This is a genomic window from Synechococcus sp. N32, from assembly GCF_900473895.1.
In the GTDB taxonomy this organism is placed as follows: Bacteria; Cyanobacteriota; Cyanobacteriia; order PCC-6307; family Cyanobiaceae; genus Parasynechococcus.
In genome coordinates this window covers 33,084-49,398 of record NZ_UCND01000012.1, presented here as the reverse complement: position 1 = coordinate 49,398, position 16,315 = coordinate 33,084, and the positions used below count along the sequence as shown (strand labels likewise).

Annotated in this window: 16 protein-coding genes; 8 read left to right on the top strand and 8 right to left on the bottom strand. The window is 62.2% G+C overall.

The genetic code is table 11. From position 1 onward, the window contains the following. Positions 1-3: 3 nt before the first annotated feature. Complete coding sequence (locus tag DXY35_RS06800; RefSeq protein ID WP_115081675.1) at positions 4-987, bottom strand: heme o synthase; 984 nt, start codon at positions 985-987, stop codon at positions 4-6. Continuing rightward, complete coding sequence (locus DXY35_RS06795) at positions 980-1,906, bottom strand: COX15/CtaA family protein (RefSeq protein WP_115081674.1); 927 nt, start codon at positions 1,904-1,906, stop codon at positions 980-982. Before DXY35_RS06795 ends, DXY35_RS06800 begins: the two co-directional genes overlap by 8 nt. A 200-nt stretch (positions 1,907-2,106) precedes the next feature. Between DXY35_RS06795 and DXY35_RS06790 the strand changes: the two genes are divergently transcribed. The 4 genes from DXY35_RS06790 to DXY35_RS06775 are packed head-to-tail and all read left to right on the top strand — an operon-like array spanning position 2,107 to position 5,628. Continuing rightward, on the top strand, positions 2,107-2,937 hold the full coding sequence (locus DXY35_RS06790; protein WP_115081673.1) for a cytochrome c oxidase subunit II: 831 nt from the start codon (positions 2,107-2,109) through the stop codon (positions 2,935-2,937). A gap of 1 nt (position 2,938) precedes the next feature. Continuing rightward, the gene (gene ctaD, locus DXY35_RS06785; protein ID WP_115081672.1) at positions 2,939-4,606 is read left to right on the top strand and encodes a cytochrome c oxidase subunit I; all 1,668 of its coding nucleotides are present in this window, start codon (positions 2,939-2,941) and stop codon (positions 4,604-4,606) included. After that, positions 4,603-5,202 carry a cytochrome c oxidase subunit 3 gene (locus tag DXY35_RS06780; RefSeq protein WP_115081671.1) on the top strand — a complete coding sequence of 200 codons (600 nt, stop codon included), beginning with the start codon at positions 4,603-4,605 and terminating at the stop codon, positions 5,200-5,202. The genes ctaD and DXY35_RS06780 overlap by 4 nt, the downstream gene beginning before the upstream one ends. 54 nt (positions 5,203-5,256) lie before the next feature. After that, positions 5,257-5,628 carry an AbrB-like transcriptional regulator gene (locus DXY35_RS06775; protein ID WP_115081670.1) on the top strand — a complete coding sequence of 124 codons (372 nt, stop codon included), beginning with the start codon at positions 5,257-5,259 and terminating at the stop codon, positions 5,626-5,628. Here the strand turns inward: DXY35_RS06775 and DXY35_RS06770 are convergent. Then, complete coding sequence (locus DXY35_RS06770) at positions 5,613-6,281, bottom strand: riboflavin synthase (protein WP_115081719.1); 669 nt, start codon at positions 6,279-6,281, stop codon at positions 5,613-5,615. The genes DXY35_RS06775 and DXY35_RS06770 overlap by 16 nt on opposite strands. 49 nt (positions 6,282-6,330) lie before the next feature. Here DXY35_RS06770 and DXY35_RS06765 point away from each other — a divergent pair, with 49 nt between their 5' ends. Together DXY35_RS06765 and DXY35_RS06760 are read left to right on the top strand one after the other, a co-directional pair. Then, a complete protein-coding gene (locus tag DXY35_RS06765; protein ID WP_114988245.1) occupies positions 6,331-6,879 on the top strand; it encodes a bifunctional nuclease family protein in 549 nt (182 codons plus the stop codon). Continuing rightward, positions 6,876-7,997, top strand: coding sequence for an aldo/keto reductase (locus DXY35_RS06760; RefSeq protein ID WP_115081669.1), 1,122 nt, complete (start codon positions 6,876-6,878; stop codon positions 7,995-7,997). The genes DXY35_RS06765 and DXY35_RS06760 overlap by 4 nt, the downstream gene beginning before the upstream one ends. On the opposite strand, the gene DXY35_RS06755 is transcribed toward DXY35_RS06760, so the two are convergent. From DXY35_RS06755 to topA, 5 genes are read right to left on the bottom strand one after another with little or no spacing between them, the layout of a single operon-like run. Next, entirely contained in the window at positions 7,971-8,984 is a 1,014-nt protein-coding gene (locus DXY35_RS06755) for a solute-binding protein (protein WP_115081668.1), read from the bottom strand. The two genes, DXY35_RS06760 and DXY35_RS06755, sit on opposite strands and share 27 nt — an antisense overlap. Next, positions 8,981-10,180, bottom strand: coding sequence for a nicotinate-nucleotide--dimethylbenzimidazole phosphoribosyltransferase (locus DXY35_RS06750; protein WP_115081667.1), 1,200 nt, complete (start codon positions 10,178-10,180; stop codon positions 8,981-8,983). Before DXY35_RS06750 ends, DXY35_RS06755 begins: the two co-directional genes overlap by 4 nt. Then, positions 10,152-10,805, bottom strand: a complete 654-nt coding sequence (locus tag DXY35_RS06745; RefSeq protein WP_115081666.1) for a DUF2232 domain-containing protein — start codon at positions 10,803-10,805, stop codon at positions 10,152-10,154. Before DXY35_RS06745 ends, DXY35_RS06750 begins: the two co-directional genes overlap by 29 nt. After that, a complete protein-coding gene (locus tag DXY35_RS06740) occupies positions 10,802-11,230 on the bottom strand; it encodes a hypothetical protein (RefSeq protein ID WP_115081665.1) in 429 nt (142 codons plus the stop codon). The genes DXY35_RS06745 and DXY35_RS06740 overlap by 4 nt, the downstream gene beginning before the upstream one ends. Then, entirely contained in the window at positions 11,230-13,929 is a 2,700-nt protein-coding gene (topA, locus tag DXY35_RS06735) for a type I DNA topoisomerase (RefSeq protein ID WP_115081664.1), read from the bottom strand. Before topA ends, DXY35_RS06740 begins: the two co-directional genes overlap by 1 nt. A 111-nt stretch (positions 13,930-14,040) precedes the next feature. Here topA and DXY35_RS06730 point away from each other — a divergent pair, with 111 nt between their 5' ends. Next, positions 14,041-15,612, top strand: a complete 1,572-nt coding sequence (locus tag DXY35_RS06730; protein ID WP_115081663.1) for an NAD(P)H-quinone oxidoreductase subunit N — start codon at positions 14,041-14,043, stop codon at positions 15,610-15,612. Beyond that, positions 15,605-16,303, top strand: a complete 699-nt coding sequence (locus DXY35_RS06725; RefSeq protein WP_114988237.1) for an ABC transporter ATP-binding protein — start codon at positions 15,605-15,607, stop codon at positions 16,301-16,303. Before DXY35_RS06730 ends, DXY35_RS06725 begins: the two co-directional genes overlap by 8 nt. Positions 16,304-16,315: the final 12 nt, after the last annotated feature.

Sequence of the window (16,315 nt, the reverse complement as noted above, 5' to 3'; positions counted from 1 at the left end):
TGCTCAATGCACCCCCGTTGGCAGGGAGAGAAGCTGCATCACCTGATGGGTAAAGCCTGAGGCCAGATCCGTCCGGCTGAGAATCAGCAGCAGGCAGACACCAAACAGATAAAGGATCGACCAACGGAACAAAGCCTTGGCATTCACAAGGCTGTCGGGATCCAGCGAAAGCCGATCGACGAGCTGCAGCAACCGAGCGTTGTAAGGAAGCAGCATCACGCCATAGAAGGCACCACCTGAAGGCAACGCAAACACGCCCAAACCACTCAGAAGAACGGTGATCCAGCCGTAGGTCTTGATCGCCCGTGCCGTCACCACAGGACCCTTCACCACGGGCAGCATGGGGATCCCGACAGCGCGATAGTCCTCGCGCAACAGTAGGGCCAAAGCCCAGAAATGGGCTGGCGTCCAGACCATCACCAAAGCGAACAGCCACCAGCCCCCGAGGCCAACATGGCCCGTGGCGGCCGCCGCCCCAACCAGGGGCGGAATAGCCCCGGCGACCCCACCGATGACGATGTTCTGGGACGTCCGCGGCTTGAGCAAGGCTGTGTAGAGCAGCACGTAACTGCAGAGGCCGAGCAGGGACAACCCAGCAGCGAGACAGTTCACACCGCTCACCAGAAGCATCGCCGCCGCGAGGGTGCAGGCGATGGCGCCGATGAATGCACTGGTGGGCGACAGCCGACCGGAGGGGAGTGCGCGACCGCTGGTGCGGGCCATCCGGCCATCGAGATCCTGCTCCCACAAGCAGTTCAGAACCCCTGCAGCAGCGGAGGCAAGCGCCCCTCCCCCCAGGGTGCAGACGAGCCGAGGCGATGAGAGCGGCCAGCCTTCACTGAGAGCCATTCCACCCAGGGTGGTGGCCAGCAGCAAAGGGATCAGGCGGGGCTTGGCGACTTCCAGCCAGGCCGGAAGTTTCACCCGCTTGCGGGAGGGAACGACCTCCTCACGGGTCGGACGAACGGTTGCAGTGATTTCAGCCATGACAGGCCTCCAACGAGGTGTCGTCGAGGACGACGGAACGGGACGGCGAGGGGAGGTTCGGAGAGCGAACCAGAAGCGCCGCCAGCAGAGCGATCAACAGGGCCGCCACGAGTTGATGCGCAACCGTCACTGCCGGTTGCGACAAACCAAGACGAAGGGTGAGAACGCCAAGGGCCACCTGAACCAGCACCAAAAGCACGGACCCACCAAGCCAGGGCCACTGCTGACGAGCCCAACCACCCGCCAGCACGGCTGCCCCGGCGAAGCCGAGCACAACAACGACCACCGGCATCGCTGTCAGGCGATGGGAAAGCACCAGCTGGCAGGCCTCTCCTCCAGCAAGGCATCGCTGCCCTGCCCATGCGGTGGCCATGCGACCACCGAGCAGGCACTGCACAAAGACCGACAACAGGCCAAGCGATGCCCCGATGCGCCACCAGAGCGGAGCGACGGCAGCAGCGGGATGAAGCAAGCGTTGGGTCAGCCCACTCAGGAGCGCCACGAGGGTGAGCGCGAGAGCCAGGTGGGCTGTCACCACAGCGGAGGGCAGCAACTGGGTCACCGTCAGCGCACCCAAACCGCCCTGCATCGCCACCAAAACCATCAGACCGATGGCCAGCCAGGGCAGCCATCGCGGCAGTTGGCGCCGCTGAAGCGTCGTCGCCACAGCCATCACCACCAGGGCAATGCCGATGACGAAGGCATCAAGGCGGTGAAACCACTCAAGGAACACCTGAACATTCATCTGGCGACCCGGCAAAAACGAGCCGAAGCACAAGGGCCAGTCCGGGCAGGCCAAACCGGCTTCCATCACCCGGGTTGCTCCACCGATCACCACCAAAGCGATCACGGCAACCACTAGATGAGCCGACAACAACCCAAGACGTCGACGCAATGTCGACATTGAGGAAAGCATCATCGAACAAGCTCCATCCGATGCACCCAAAAGGGATTGCTTGGACCGTAGCGATACAGAAGATGACGTCACGCTGTGTGGACGTCTGCAACACAAATGAGGAAAAATCATCCCCTTTTCCTGACAGAAATAAGGCCTTAACAATCACTTCATGGAGAACCGCAGCCAGGCCCATACGCTGTTGAAAACCTGGGATTGATCAGGTGCAGATCCCATCCGCCATTCTCACGTTGGTGATCGGGATGGTTCTTGCTCTGGGCGGACTTTGGATCGGCCAGAACATCAACCTTCTCCCCATCGATGCGAGTGCCAACGCGCCGATTTACGACGAGCTTTTTAAGGTTCTATTCACGATTGGTAGCATTCTGTTTATCGGAATCGTTGGCCTTCTCGTGTTCAGCCTGATTCGCTTTCGGCGACGCAGCGGCCAGCTCGGCGACGGCCTTGCCATCGAAGGAAACCTGCCACTTGAAATTTTCTGGACAGCTGTTCCTGCTGTTGTGGTGCTGTTTGTTGGTCTATACAGCTACGACATTTACGACCGGATGGGTGGCATGGTGCCTTTGGCTCATGACCACATGGGCGGAGCCCACGACGAACAGATCTGGGGAGGCATCAGTTCAGGCTCGATTGAATCAGAAGCCGCAACAAATGCCTTACCCGTTGAAGTGACAGCCATGCAATTTGCCTTCCTCTTTCATTACCCAGAGGGAGACATCACATCAGGTGAACTTCATGTGCCAGCCGATCGACCGATCACTCTGCGGATGGAAGCCAAAGATGTGATTCACGCCTTCTGGGTGCCTGAATTTCGCTTGAAGCAGGACGTCATTCCCGGCCAACCAACCCAGCTGAGTTTCACACCCACACGCACCGGCCGTTATCCGATCGTGTGCGCCGAACTCTGTGGGCCCTACCACGGTGGAATGCGCTCCACCGTTGTGGTGGAAAGCCCGGAGGACTGGGACAGCTGGTACAGGGACAACGCCAAAGCCGCACCTGAAGACGAAACGCTCACCATCGCGAACGCCTGAGATGACAATCAGTTTGCCCCCGGAAACGTCCAGCCCTCCACGGCTTCAACCCAGCGGCTGGTTGCGGTATTTCAGCTTCAGCGTTGATCACAAGGTGATCGGGCTGCAGTACCTCGTCTGCGGCTTTGTTTTTTATCTGATTGGCGGCGCCCTAGCCGGCGCTATTCGCACGGAACTCACCAGTCCCGTGTCCGACTTCATGGCACGTGATGTCTACAACCAGGTGCTGACGCTCCACGGCACGGTGATGATCTTTCTCTGGATTGTCCCCGTGGTGAATGGTGCTTTTGGGAACTATTTGATCCCCTTTTATGTGGGTGCAAGGGACATGGCCTTCCCGCGCCTGAATGCCGTGGCGTTCTGGCTGATCCCTCCAGCCGGTTTGATGCTGATCACCAGCTATTTCCTCACGGGGGCTGCGCAATCGGGCTGGACGGCCTATCCACCTCTGAGCATCACCACACCAGCAACTGGCCAAATCATCTGGATCTTGAGCGTGCTGCTCCTGGGCGGAAGTTCGATCTTCGGAGGCATCAACTTCATCGCCACCATTCTCAAACTGCGTCGCCCCGGTTTGAAACTAATGCAGCTCCCCATGTATTGCTGGGCGATGCTGGGCACCAGCATTCTTGTGGTTCTCTCAACACCGGTTCTGGCGGGAACGTTGGTGTTGCTGAGTTTCGACATCGTTGCCCATACAGGCTTCTTCAACCCCACCCTTGGGGGAAACGTGGTGGTTTACCAGCATCTGTTCTGGTTCTATTCGCACCCAGCCGTTTACATCATGGTCTTACCGGCCTTCGGCTTGGTGAGCGAAATTCTGCCGGTTCATGCCCGCAAGCCGCTGTTCGGCTACGTGACGATGGTGTATTCGATCATGGCCATCGTTGTGTTGGGCCTGATTGTGTGGGCGCACCACATGTTCACCAGCGGTACACCTCCCTGGATGCGCCTGTTCTTCACCATTGCAACCGCATTCATCGCCGTTCCCACCGGCATCAAATTCTTCAACTGGTTGGCAACACTCTGGGGCGGCCGCATCAGCCTCAACAGCGCCATGCTGTTTTCCTGCGGTTTCATCGTGAACTTCGTGCTCGGAGGCATCACAGGGGTCGCCCTGGCGCAGGTGCCGTTCGACATTCATGTGCACGACACCTACTTCGTCGTTGCGCACTTCCACTACATCGTCTTCGGTGGATCGGTGTTCGTGATCTTCGCCTCGATCTACCACTGGTATCCCAAGTTCACCGGCCGGATGCTCAATGAAGATCTCGGCCGCCTGCACTGTGCTCTCACGTTCATCGGCTTCAACCTGTGCTTCGGCCCCCAGCACTGGCTGGGCCTCAATGGGATGCCGCGACGCGTTGCTGAATACGACCCCCAATTCACCCTGATCAATCAGATCAGCTCCGTCGGAGCCCTGCTGATGGCCATCAGCACCCTGCCTTTCCTCTGGAATGTGATCCAGAGCGCCCTCAGCGGTCCTGTCGCAGGCGACAACCCCTGGAAAGCACTCACGCCCGAATGGCTGACCAGTTCTCCGCCACCGGTCGAAAACTGGATTGGTGAGGCCCCTCTGGTGGAAGAGCCCTACGGCTACGGCGTCCCACCGGACGAGCTGGACCTGACCGCAACCAGCGGTCGTGATCTCTGGAGCAGCGGCAAATGACCACCACAGTTCCCACGAAGGATCAGAACCACAGCCACGGGGAGCATGCCGAGCATCCCGATCACCGCATGTTCGGCCTGGCCACATTTCTTGTGGCGGACGCCATGACCTTCGCCGGCTTCTTTGCGGCCTACCTCACCTTCAAAGCGGTCAATCCCCTACCGGATGGAGCCATCTATGAACTGGAGCTCCCCCTGCCCATCCTCAACACCGTTCTGCTCCTGGTGAGCAGTGCCACCTTCCACCGGGCCGGCCAGGCGATCCGACAGGGCGACCACGGCCGCTGTCGACGCTGGCTGCTGATCACCGCAGGCCTCGGCCTGGCCTTTCTGGTGAGCCAGATGGTGGAGTACTTCACACTCCCCTTCGGTCTCACCGACAACCTCTACGCCAGCACCTTCTTCGCCGCCACGGGATTTCATGGTCTCCACGTGACCCTCGGCGCCCTGATGATCCTGATCGTCTGGTGGCAGGCGAGGCAGCCGCAGGGCCGTGTGACTGCAGCCGACCACTTCCCCCTGGAAGCAGCGGAGTTGTACTGGCACTTTGTTGATGGGATCTGGGTGATTCTTTTCGTGATCCTTTATCTGCTCTGATCCCTTGCCTTGATTGGCGAGCGTGGCCAGAATTCAGTTGAATTAATTCCTGAAATGCTGGTCGGCAAGGAACTGCTGGACAAGGCCAGATCGCTCAGCAATCGGCCGGAAGATGACATCGCCCGCGGCTGCGGCTACGTCGGCCCCAGCGGACGACTGCTGAAAAAGAGTTTCTATCGGGCTCTGGTGGAGGCCAAAGCGGCGGCCCAGGGATGGCAATTGCCGAAAAGCAGCAGCAGTTCCTCAGGCGGAAGCCGAGGTCGCCAGGCCGAATTCCGAACCCGTGTGCACGGCAACGGCAACCTGCTGATCGGCCACGCTTACACCCGTCGGCTCGGCCTGGAACCCGGCCAGGAGTTCAAGATCGAGCTGCAGCGGGAGTCCGGAATGATCGTTCTGCAGCAGATGGATCAAGACCAGCCGTGATCCGCCAGCCAGCTGGCTGAAAGACTCTCGGTCTTGTCTTGGCCATCGGTGTTTCCGTCATCGGCAGCGGCGGCATGCAGCAGCCGCTCGGCGTAACGGGCCAATTGATCGGCCTCCAGGTTCACGGTGTCCCCGACAGCCAGGTGTTTCAGAGTCGTCGCCTCCCAGGTGTGGGGGATGACGGCGAGGCTGAATGTCGTTCCATCGGCTGAACAGTCAGCCACCGTGAGGCTGATCCCGTCCACCGCGATGCTGGCCTTCTCACAGACATAACGGCCGAATCGGGGATCCGACCAGCGGAGCGACAGGGCCCAGGAGTGGGGGAGGGTCTCCACGCAGGTGACTTCTCCAGTCGCATCCACATGACCGCTCACCAGATGACCTCCAAGGCGGTCGCTCAGTCGAAGCGCTGGCTCGAGGTTCACCGCACCACCACGGTCCGCTTTGCGTCCCAACGTGGTGCGGCGCAGGGTTTCCTCACTCACATCGGCGCGGAAACCATCCGCGATCAGCTCTGCTGCCGTGAGGCAAACGCCATCCACAGCAATGCTGTCGCCAAGGGCCAACGGGGCAAAAGGAGCGCAGCCCCAAACCACCACCGCCCCGGCACGGCGCTCGATCCTTCCAACTGACTGCACCAGGCCCGTGAACATCGCCCGCAGCGGCTCTCTGGCCATAATCGGATAGAGCTGCGCCGCCGACATGGTCGAAATGAGCGTCGCCGGAATCGCCCTCGATGCCGCCAGCCGCACACCCATGGTGCTGCTGCGGGATCCCAGTGGCCGCCGTCAGGTGCCGATCTGGATCGATCAGGCGCAAGCCCACAACATCATGGCCGGACTGCAGGGGGGAGAACCACCACGCCCCCTCAGCCATGACCTGATGGCAGCACTGTTGGTGGCTGGGGGGCTCGAACTGGAACGCGTGATCGTCCACGCGATTGAAGACAGCACCTTTCATGCGGTGTTGAAGCTGCGACCCGATCTGGACGAAGCCGAGTTGGCTGAAAACGAAGTGCTGGAACTGATCGAAGTGGATGCCCGACCCAGCGACGCCATTGCGCTGGCGATCCGCACGGGCAGCGGCATCTGGATGCTGGAAGAGGTGGTGGCGGAAGCCTCGATACCGGTGGATGCGGAGGCGGATGCGGAAGATCAAAGTGCCTTCAGCCGTTTCGTCGACGACCTCAGCCCTGCGGCCTTGGTGCGCCATCTGCGCAACCAAGACAGCGAGACACCCTCGGAGGAGTGAACACCCGCGCCTTCGGCAGCGGCCGCCCCGTCAGCCTGTTCACCCTCGGCACGATGCGTGCCTTGAACTCGGCGGCCCAGATGGCCGAGGTGCTTGACGCGGCGGCGGCAGCAGGGATCAATCATCTGGAAACCGCCCCGGCCTACGGACCTGCGGAACGTTTTCTGGGAGAGGCCCTTCGCCAGAACAGCCGCACAGGGTCTGACCACTGGGTGATCACCAGCAAACTCCTGCCAGGGCTGAGCTTCGAGGAAGGACAACGCCGCCTTGATCAGATTCTGGAGCGGCTGGGTTGTCCACAGCTCGACAACCTCGCCATCCATGGCATCAACCGGGAGGAGCACCTGGAGTGGGCCCTGGTGGGTGATGGGTCCAGGCTTCTGGACTGGGCCGTCAGCAGTGGACGCGTCAGCCAGGTGGGCTTCAGCAGCCATGGCAGCAATCCGCTGATCGATCGGGCGCTGCGCAGCCAGCGCTTCAGGTTCTGCAGCCTGCACCTGCATTGGCTGGATCCCCAGCGCCTGCCCCTGGCCCGTTGGGCCCTGGCGCACGGCCTCGGAGTGATGGCGATCTCCCCTGCCGACAAAGGTGGTCGCCTCCAGGCCCCCAGCCCAACACTGGTGGAGGACTGCACCCCCTTTGCCCCCCTCGAGCTGGCCTACCGGTTCCTGCTGGCACAGGGCATCAGCACCCTGACCATTGGCGCCGCAGCTGCAGGGGATCTTCAACTCGCCGCAACCCTGGCGCAGGGGGATGGGCCCCTCAGCCAGGCCGAGCAACAGGCTCTGGTCACGGCAGAGCGGCGGCAGCAGGAACGGCTTGGCCAGGAGCATTGCAAGCAGTGCCAGGCCTGCCTTCCCTGTCCGAACGAGGTTCCGATCCCCGAACTCTTGCGGCTGCGCAATCTGGCCATTGGCCATGGGCTCACCGAATTTGCGCAGGAGCGCTACAACCTCATCGGCCGTGCCGGTCACTGGTGGGAAGAGCACGACGCCTCCGCCTGTGAAAGCTGTGGGGAGTGCCTTCCCCGTTGCCCGCATCACTTGCCCATTCCTGATCTGCTGGCGGACACCCACCAACGCTTGAAGGCTTCACCGCGACGGCGGCTCTGGAGCTAAATCACGCCAGCGCTCTTCCAGGGCGCTCCGGTCTTCGGGCAACAGCGGTGGCAGCGACCAGCAGCGCGACCAGGTGTCTGCGGACGGAAAGAGCAGAGGCCGCAGACGCGCCGATAGGGCGTTCTGGTCCACCATCAGCCCTGGCGATGCAATCGGAGCCCGCCATCCTTGCTGCACCAAGCGGCGACGCAGGGGATCCCGCCATCCCTGCTCGACCCAGCGCTGGGGAACCGGTTCACGACTGGCCTCCGGCCTCAGCAGAACAGTCCAGTGCAAGGGGGCGCCGGAGGCAGGCAGGATCGCCCGAAGACGGGGATCACGCCCCAACAGAGCGATGCAGCGGCTCAGGGGAAGAACCACCACCTTGGCCTCACCCTTAAGCAACCAGTTGGTGGCTTGACGGTCGTCATAGGTGAGGGCCTGGCGACGCAGCGCAGGCAAAGCCTGGCCTCCTCCCAAATGGTCCGCCAGGCTCATGACCAAGCGGGGGCTGGCGGGAAGCACCACACGCCCTGCCATGGCGGAATCCAGCAACAGGGGCCACCCCTCCTGGGTCATGGCCGGGTCATCCCGCAGCAGCATCACCCAGGGGCTGACGGCCAGCGGCAACACCCGATCCTGAAGAGCACCGAGGCTGGCCAGCAGAGCCTTGGCCTGACCATCCAACTGGCTCAGGAGCGGTTCAGAGGCAATGGGCTGGAGCGTGTCCGCTGGATGGGCATCAAGCCATCCATCACCGATCACCAACACATCGGCACGCGCCTGATCCGCCGGCCTCCAGTCCTGCTGGGCTGGAGCCAACGTCAGGCTCCAGGGCTTGGGCAAGGCATCAGCCCACGCTTTCGGCAAAGCCCCAGCCGGAGCCATCAGGCTTGGCACGGATGTCGCCGGACGACAGCCCGCCAGCAGCACGGTTCCCGTCGCCCCGATCATCTGGAGCACTTGGCGCCGGCGCAGGGGACCCAACCGCTCTCTCCAGACGTTCATGGGCTTGACGTTACGGGGCGGCTGAGCAGCTGCTCCAGGGCGTGCTCACAATCCAGCACCAGATCGGCACAAGAGCATCCACGCAACTGGGCGAGCAGCAAAAGAGCGCCGGCCCCCACCCCTTCTTTCACATAGCCCCGTTCGTAGTCACGTAAGGGTTGATGGGTGCTGCTGTGAAAACGCACGCCACAGGCCAGAACGGAGAGGGCAGAGGTCAGGTGGCTCGCAGTGGCATCCACCAGCCCGCCGAAGGGGGACTGACCTGCCTGATCCGCACCCTCATCAGCGAGCCAACCGGTGGTGCCGATCAGCACCTGGGCCGCCAGCTGGTCCCGCTGACGGGCGGGCAAAGCCTGCATCGCCAAGGCCAGAACGGCCAGCATCTGGCAACCGCCCCCCAGCAACAACGGTTGTCCCGCGGACACCGCACCCACCACCACCCCTGCGGTGAAGGCCTGAAAAGGGTCACCAACAGCAGCCAGGATCTGCTCGGCCGAAGGATGCGCACCAAGCGAAGCCCGCTGAAGCCCTCGGACAACGAGATCTTTCTTGAGTTGCTGCGGCGGATGAAGAGCACTACCGCTGATCAGATGGGCAACCTCCACGCCGAGGGCCGTCAACACCGCTTGAGCGGTTGTGGTGCCCCCTGGAACACACTCCGCCACCACCAAGGGGCGTTGCAACCCCCGCCCCAGCAGCTCTCCCTGTCGCCACAAATGCTGCACCCGCGGCAATGGCATCGCCGCACCACTGGACAGGCAGGCCGAGGGGCCTTGGTCCAGGGGCTCGATGTGCAGGTGAGGAAAATCGGGTTTCTGAGCCAAGCCGAGGGCCGCCACCTGCGGCCTCAACGTCAAGCGTCGCGCCGCGACATGGCTGAGCAGGGCGGGGGAGACGCCAGCGGGCAGAGGCGGCAGAGGCCAACGGCGCTGCCGCGCCGGCCCGTGAATCAGTAGCTCCGCATCAGCCAGGGCGGTGTAGCGCCGCGAAGCCACGGTGGAGCCAGCGGCTGAAATCCCTTCATGCTCAGCCGTTTGTGTGGCCGCCAGAACGAGCAAAAGATCCAGCGGTTGATCGTTGGAGGTCCAGGGACGAAGTGCCGCTGCGTCCAACCTGCGTGCACCGAGACTTCCCAGCTGCTGGCAGCCCTCAGGCAACACCGAGGATTCAGAGGGGATCGAGGGCAATGAGTCCATGCAGCAGCCTCGGGGGCTCCGGAATCGGTGATTTCAGGCGGGGAAAGATCCAGTACGCCAAAGCATGAAGAGACAGCACATAGATGAACTCCTGAACCACCACCAACAGCAACGCCATCAACTGCACCTGGGTGAGATCCGGTGTGATCGGCAGATGCAGTACCGCGATCAAGCGCTCGAGCAGAGCGGAACCGGCCCGGGTGATCACGACCCAGAGGTTTTCTCCCACGAGCAACGAAAGCACCAGAACTCGCACCAAAAACCCTGCCGTTCCAAGAACAACGCCTCCCGACCAGCTCAGCCACCAGCTGATCCCCCGGCACCAGCTCCAGCCCAGCCAGAGCGACAAAAGCCCGTAGGGAAACAGCAGCAGCGGTCCACGCAAAGGACCCATCAAGGCGGTGAGCAGCAGCACAGAGAGCAGCAGACCCTCTGCACCGGAACGATTGCCACGACGCAACTGCAGCAGGATCAGGGGCAAGGGAAGGGCCAGACGGAACAGCGCACCACCCACCGGCAAGTAGTACAGAGCCAACCAGATCAGCCCAGTCGCGGCCGCGAGATATGCCCCCTCAACCAGCCTCAGAGCCTGCTGGCGGCTCAACCGGGGGGTCGCTTCGATCATGGTTCAACCCGCTCAATCCGTTCCACCGCAAAGCCAACATCCGCCTCACGCAGGGCGCGGGTGACGGCTTCAGCAGGAGCGGCAGGGTCGGCTCCGGCCAAACGGATGGTGATCCGGTAGGGCGCTTGGGGCAGACGTTGGGATGACACCGTCCGTGGTTTTGGCTGCGGAACAGGATCAGGAGCATCCGTTGCCTCAGGCAGGGGGACAGCCTTGGCCGCCGGCGTGGAGGGAGTCGCAGCAGTAGGGCTGGCAACCGATGGGCTGACAACTGTTGGGCTGGCCTTCACAACCGGTGCGGGCGCAGCTGCCTGAGCCGGCCTGGCTTCAGGCACCGCGAAGGAGCGTTCCAACTGTTCAGCGACCGGTGTGCCGGCACAGGCCTGCAGGAGCCCCACGGGCAGCAGCCAAAGCAGACGGGCCATCAGCTGTCAGCCGGCTTGATCACCCGCACCGCACTGGCCCTGAGCCGACCGGTTTTGGTGGTGGCGGGGGGTTTCTTGGCCGCTGGTTTCTTGGCGGCTGTTTTTTTCGCGGCGGGTTTTTTCGCGGCGGTTTTACGACCGCCCTTCTTCGATGCTGCCTTGGCGGCAAGCAGTTCCACCGCTTCTTCAAGGGTCACATCGTCAGCGCCCTTGCCTTCCGGCAGCGAGGCATTCACCTTGCCCTGTTTGACATACAGGCCGTAAGGACCGTCATAGACCTGAATCGTTTCATCACTGCCCTCCGGCTTACCGAGGTCCTTGAGGGCGGTGCGTCCACCCCGACCCCGTTTGGGCATGGCCAGCAGCTCAAGGGCACGGCTCAGCCCCACCGCCAGAACATCGTCATCCCCCTTGAGCGATCGGTAATCCTTCTCGCCCTTGCCCTTGTCCCAAACGACGTAAGGGCCAAAGCGGCCCAGCCCCGCCTGAATGCGCCCACCATCGGGGTGTTCACCGAGAAGACGCGGCAAACGGAGCAGTCCGAGGGCATCCTCCAGGGTGAGATCCTCCGGCTTCTGCCCCTTGGGCAGAGAGGCACGTTTGGGCTTGGGGTTCTCATCACTCACCTGGCCCCGCTGCACGTAAGGGCCGTATTGACCGAAGAGCATGTAGACCAGATCTCCCGTTTCCGGATCCTCACCGATGGCTTCGGGGCCGTCGGCCTTCTGTTTGAGGATCAATTCGGCCTGCTCTTCATCCAGATCAGCCGGAGTGATCTCCCGGGGCAAGGTGGCCTTGATTAGCTCTTCCTCACCGTCGTCGCTGACCCGTTTGGCCTCCAGGTAGGCGCCGAAGCGGCCGATGCGAACCACGGAGGACAAGCCCTCCAGATCGATGGTGCGGGATGCACCGGGGTCAATGTCCCCTTCCCGTTGCTGGACCTGGTTTTCCAGGCCCTCATCACCCTTGTAGAAGTCCTCCAGGTAAGGCAACCACTGCACCTTGCCGTGGGAGATCTCATCGAGGGTGTTCTCCATTCGAGCGGTGAAGCTGGTGTCCACCAGTTCAGGGAAATGCTCCTCGAGCAACGCCGTCACAGCAAAGGCGGTGAAGCTGGGGGTCAGGGCGTTACCCAACAGCGTGGCGTAGCCGCGATCCACGATCGTTCCAATGATCGAGGCGTAGGTCGACGGCCGGCCGATGCCCTCCTTTTCCAGCATCTTCACCAGCGATGCCTCGCTGAACCGTGCCGGCGGCTGAGTCTGATGGCCAAGGGGCTCAACGGTCTTCGGCTCCGGTGCATCGCCAACGCTCAACGCCGGCAGCAACACTTCCTGACCCTCAAGGGCCGCATCGGGATCATCACTGCCTTCCACGTAGGCGCGGAAGAAACCGGGGAAGTCGATGCGCTTGCCGCTGGCCCGGAAACTGGCCTCGCCTGAGCTGAGATCCACCGAGAGCATCGTGAGCCTGGCTTCAGCCATCTGGCTGGCCACGGTGCGCTTCCAGATCAGCTCATACACCGCCAGATCTCGCCCATCCAGACCGGTTTCACCGGGGGTTCGGAAGCTTTCGCCGGATGGACGAATCGCTTCATGGGCCTCCTGGGCATTGCGGGCTTTGGTGCTGAACTGCCGCGGCCCTTTGCTCAGATACTCCTTGCCGTAAAGGCTCTCCACGCAGTTGCGGGATGCGTTGATCGCCTGAACCGACAAGTGAACCGAGTCGGTCCGCATGTAAGTGATGAAACCGCGTTCGTAGAGCCCCTGGGCACAGCGCATGGTTTCCCGGGCTGAAAGGCGCAGCTTGCGATTCGCCTCCTGTTGAAGGGTGCTGGTGGTGAAGGGAGGCACCGGCTTGCGCACGGTGGGCTTCTCCTCCACCGCATCCACAGTCCAGGCGCTGGTTCGCACGGATTCAGCCAACGCCTTGGCCTCGCTCTCGCTGAGCAGCCGCACGGCACTGCCTGCCTTCAGCCCGCCGGTGCTCTCGTCGAAGTCGTTACCGGTGGCGATCCGCTGGCCACCCACATGGGTCAGTTTGGCCTCAAAGGCACTGCCCGACTGATCAAGCTGGGCCTTGAGGTCCCAGTAACTGCCACTGCGGAAGGCGCGGCGGGCCCGTTCCCGTTGAACCAGGAGCCGAACCGCAACGGACTGCACCCGCCCGGCGGAGAGTCCCCAGGCCACCTTTTTCCAGAGGAGAGGGGACAGGGTGTACCCCACAAGGCGATCCAAAATCCGCCGGGTTTCCTGGGCATGGACCAGCTCCATGTCCAGGTCGCGGGTCTGATCCAGAGCCTTGCCGATGGCCTCCTTGGTGATCTCGTGAAACACCATGCGCTTCACAGGCACCTTCGGCGCCAGCAGCTGTAGGAGGTGCCAACTGATGCTTTCGCCTTCCCTGTCTTCGTCCGTCGCCAGGAGCAACTGATCAGCACCCTTGAGGGCGTCCTTGAGTTCGCGAACCGTCTTCTTCTTGTCCTTCGGGACCACGTACAGCGGCTCGAAATCCGCGTCGGTGTTCACACCGAGGTTGGCCCATTTCTGCCCCTTGGCCGATGCCGGAATCTCGCTGGCGTTGTTGGGAAGGTCGCGGACATGCCCCATGGAGGCTTCGACCTTGAATCCCTTGGGAAGGAAGCCACGGATGGTCTTGGCCTTCGTGGGGCTCTCAACGATGACGAGGGTGTGCGCCACTAGCGGCAGGTAAACCGTTCCCCTTCTTTATCGCACCGAGCAGCGCTCTGCATGACCGTCGGCGCGTCAAGCGCCGCTACAGTCGCCCCAGCGCAACGGTTCCAGGCTGCCATGCCCGACATGGGTGCTTTCCTTCTCGCCACCCAGGCCACGGCTGCCCCTGGTGAGCTGCTGAATCTCTCTCTCAATGCCTCCGCCGTACTGCCCGAAGCTGCAGTTCTGCTGGCGATGATTGCCACCCTCTTGGTGGACCTGGCCGGCGAAAAGGTCGCCACACGCTGGGTGCCGCCGATTTGTTACGTGGGCCTGGGGACCTCCCTGGTGCTGCTGGCCCTGCAGTGGAACGCACCGCTGGAGCCCTCGTTCCTTGGAGCCTTCCTCGCCGACAACCTGGCGGTGGCGTTCCGGGCTGTGATTGCCTTGTCCACGCTTCTTTCGCTGCTGATCAGCTGGCGTTACGCGGAGAAGAGCGGCACACCCGTTGGCGAGTACGCCGCCATCCTCCTCGCCGCAACCCTCGGCGCCATGCTCCTTTGCGGGGCAACGGATCTGGTGAGTGTGTTCATCTCGCTGGAGACACTCTCCGTCGCCAGCTATCTGCTGTCGGGCTACATGAAGCGGGATGCCCGCAGCTCGGAAGCAGCACTCAAATATCTGCTCGTGGGATCGGCAGCCGCTGCTGTTTTCCTGTACGGCTCTTCCCTGCTGTACGGCCTGAGCGGCAGCACCAGCCTCGACACCATCGGCCTGGCTCTGCAAACCAGCACCACACCTCTGGCTGCTTTGGCCCTGGTGTTCGTCTTGGCCACCGTTGCATTCAAGATCGCAGCCGTTCCCTTCCACCAGTGGACGCCTGACGTCTACGAAGGCTCACCAACCCCTGTGGTGGCATTCCTTTCCGTGGGTTCCAAAGCGGCCGGATTCGCCCTGGCCCTTCGCATCCTGGTGGGTTGCTTTGGTGCCTTCGACGATCAATGGAAATTGCTGTTCACCGTTCTGGCGGTGTTGAGCATGACCCTGGGCAACGTTGTTGCCCTCGCCCAGACCTCGATGAAGCGCATGCTGGCCTACAGCTCGATCGGCCAGGCCGGCTTCGTGATGATCGGCATGGTCTGCGGCACCGAGGACGGTTTCGCGGCCATGGTTCTGTACATGGCGGCCTACCTGTTCATGAACCTGGGGGCCTTCGCCTGCATCATCCTCTTCTCGATCCGCACAGGAAGCGATCGAATTTCTGATTACGCGGGGCTTTACCAGAAGGATCCCCTGATCACCCTCGGCCTCAGTCTTTGCCTGCTTTCTCTGGGTGGCATTCCGCCAATGCTGGGTTTCTTCGGAAAGATCTATCTGTTCTTTGCCGGTTGGGCGAACCACGAATACCTGCTGGTGGTGGTTGGCCTGGTCACCTCCGTGGTGTCGATCTACTACTACATCTCCGTCATCAAAATGATGGTGGTGAAGGAACCCCAGGAGGCCTCCGATGTGGTCAAGGCCTACCCCGAGGTGAATTGGTCGTTGATGGGGATGCAGCCGCTTCGGGTTGCCCTGATTGGATGTGTGGCGATCACCGCCGTTGGTGGAATCCTCTCCAATCCCCTGTTCCAGTGGGCCAACACAGCGGTTGCAGGAACGCCATTGCTTCAACAGGCCATCGCCCTGTCAAGCCTGAAGGGTCTTGGCTGAGGCTGTGCAGCAGCCGGTTGCTGAGCTCAGGGGGATCAGCAAGATCTATGGATCTGGTGATCTCGAAGTCAAAGCCCTTGACCAACTGAATCTCACCGTTCAGGAGGGGGATTACCTGGCGGTGATGGGGGCCAGTGGCTCAGGCAAGAGCACGGCGATGAACATCCTTGGCTGCCTCGACCGGCCCACCAGTGGCACCTACCGGCTCAATGGCACGGCCGTTGAACAGTTGGATGACGATGCCTTAGCCGACGTTCGCAACCGCTCGCTCGGGTTTGTCTTTCAGCAGTTCCATCTGCTCGGCCACGCCAGCGCCATGGAGAACGTGATGCTCCCGATGATCTATGCGGGGGTGCCCAGGGAGGAACGGATCGAGCGTGCCCAATCGGCCCTGCGCCGCGTTGGTCTAGCGCAGCGTTTGGAGAACAAGCCCAATCAGCTCTCCGGAGGGCAGCAACAACGGGTGGCCATCGCCCGGGCCATCATCAACCGCCCCAGTCTGCTGCTGGCGGACGAACCCACAGGGGCTCTGGACTCCAGCACCACCGCCGAGGTGCTGGAACTGTTTGATGAACTCCACCAACAGGGCATCACCCTGGTGATGGTGACCCATGAGGACGATGTGGCGGCCCGAGCACAACGCATTGCTCGATTCCAGGATGGTCGGGCGCTCACTGGATGCCCACAATGAGTGCAATGCCCC

Bases quoted from the DNA above. Each gene is read 5' to 3' on its own strand.
- DXY35_RS06800 (WP_115081675.1), bottom strand. From the start codon at position 987: ATGGCTGAAATCACTGCAACCGTTCGTCCGACCCGTGAGGAGGTCGTT.
- DXY35_RS06795 (WP_115081674.1), bottom strand. From the start codon at position 1,906: ATGATGCTTTCCTCAATGTCGACATTGCGTCGACGTCTTGGGTTGTTG.
- ctaD (WP_115081672.1), top strand. From the start codon at position 2,939: ATGACAATCAGTTTGCCCCCGGAAACGTCCAGCCCTCCACGGCTTCAA.
- DXY35_RS06780 (WP_115081671.1), top strand. From the start codon at position 4,603: ATGACCACCACAGTTCCCACGAAGGATCAGAACCACAGCCACGGGGAG.
- DXY35_RS06775 (WP_115081670.1), top strand. From the start codon at position 5,257: ATGCTGGTCGGCAAGGAACTGCTGGACAAGGCCAGATCGCTCAGCAAT.
- DXY35_RS06770 (WP_115081719.1), bottom strand. From the start codon at position 6,281: ATGTTCACGGGCCTGGTGCAGTCAGTTGGAAGGATCGAGCGCCGTGCC.
- DXY35_RS06765 (WP_114988245.1), top strand. From the start codon at position 6,331: ATGGTCGAAATGAGCGTCGCCGGAATCGCCCTCGATGCCGCCAGCCGC.
- DXY35_RS06755 (WP_115081668.1), bottom strand. From the start codon at position 8,984: ATGAACGTCTGGAGAGAGCGGTTGGGTCCCCTGCGCCGGCGCCAAGTG.
- DXY35_RS06750 (WP_115081667.1), bottom strand. From the start codon at position 10,180: ATGGACTCATTGCCCTCGATCCCCTCTGAATCCTCGGTGTTGCCTGAG.
- DXY35_RS06745 (WP_115081666.1), bottom strand. From the start codon at position 10,805: ATGATCGAAGCGACCCCCCGGTTGAGCCGCCAGCAGGCTCTGAGGCTG.
- DXY35_RS06740 (WP_115081665.1), bottom strand. From the start codon at position 11,230: ATGGCCCGTCTGCTTTGGCTGCTGCCCGTGGGGCTCCTGCAGGCCTGT.
- DXY35_RS06730 (WP_115081663.1), top strand. From the start codon at position 14,041: ATGCCCGACATGGGTGCTTTCCTTCTCGCCACCCAGGCCACGGCTGCC.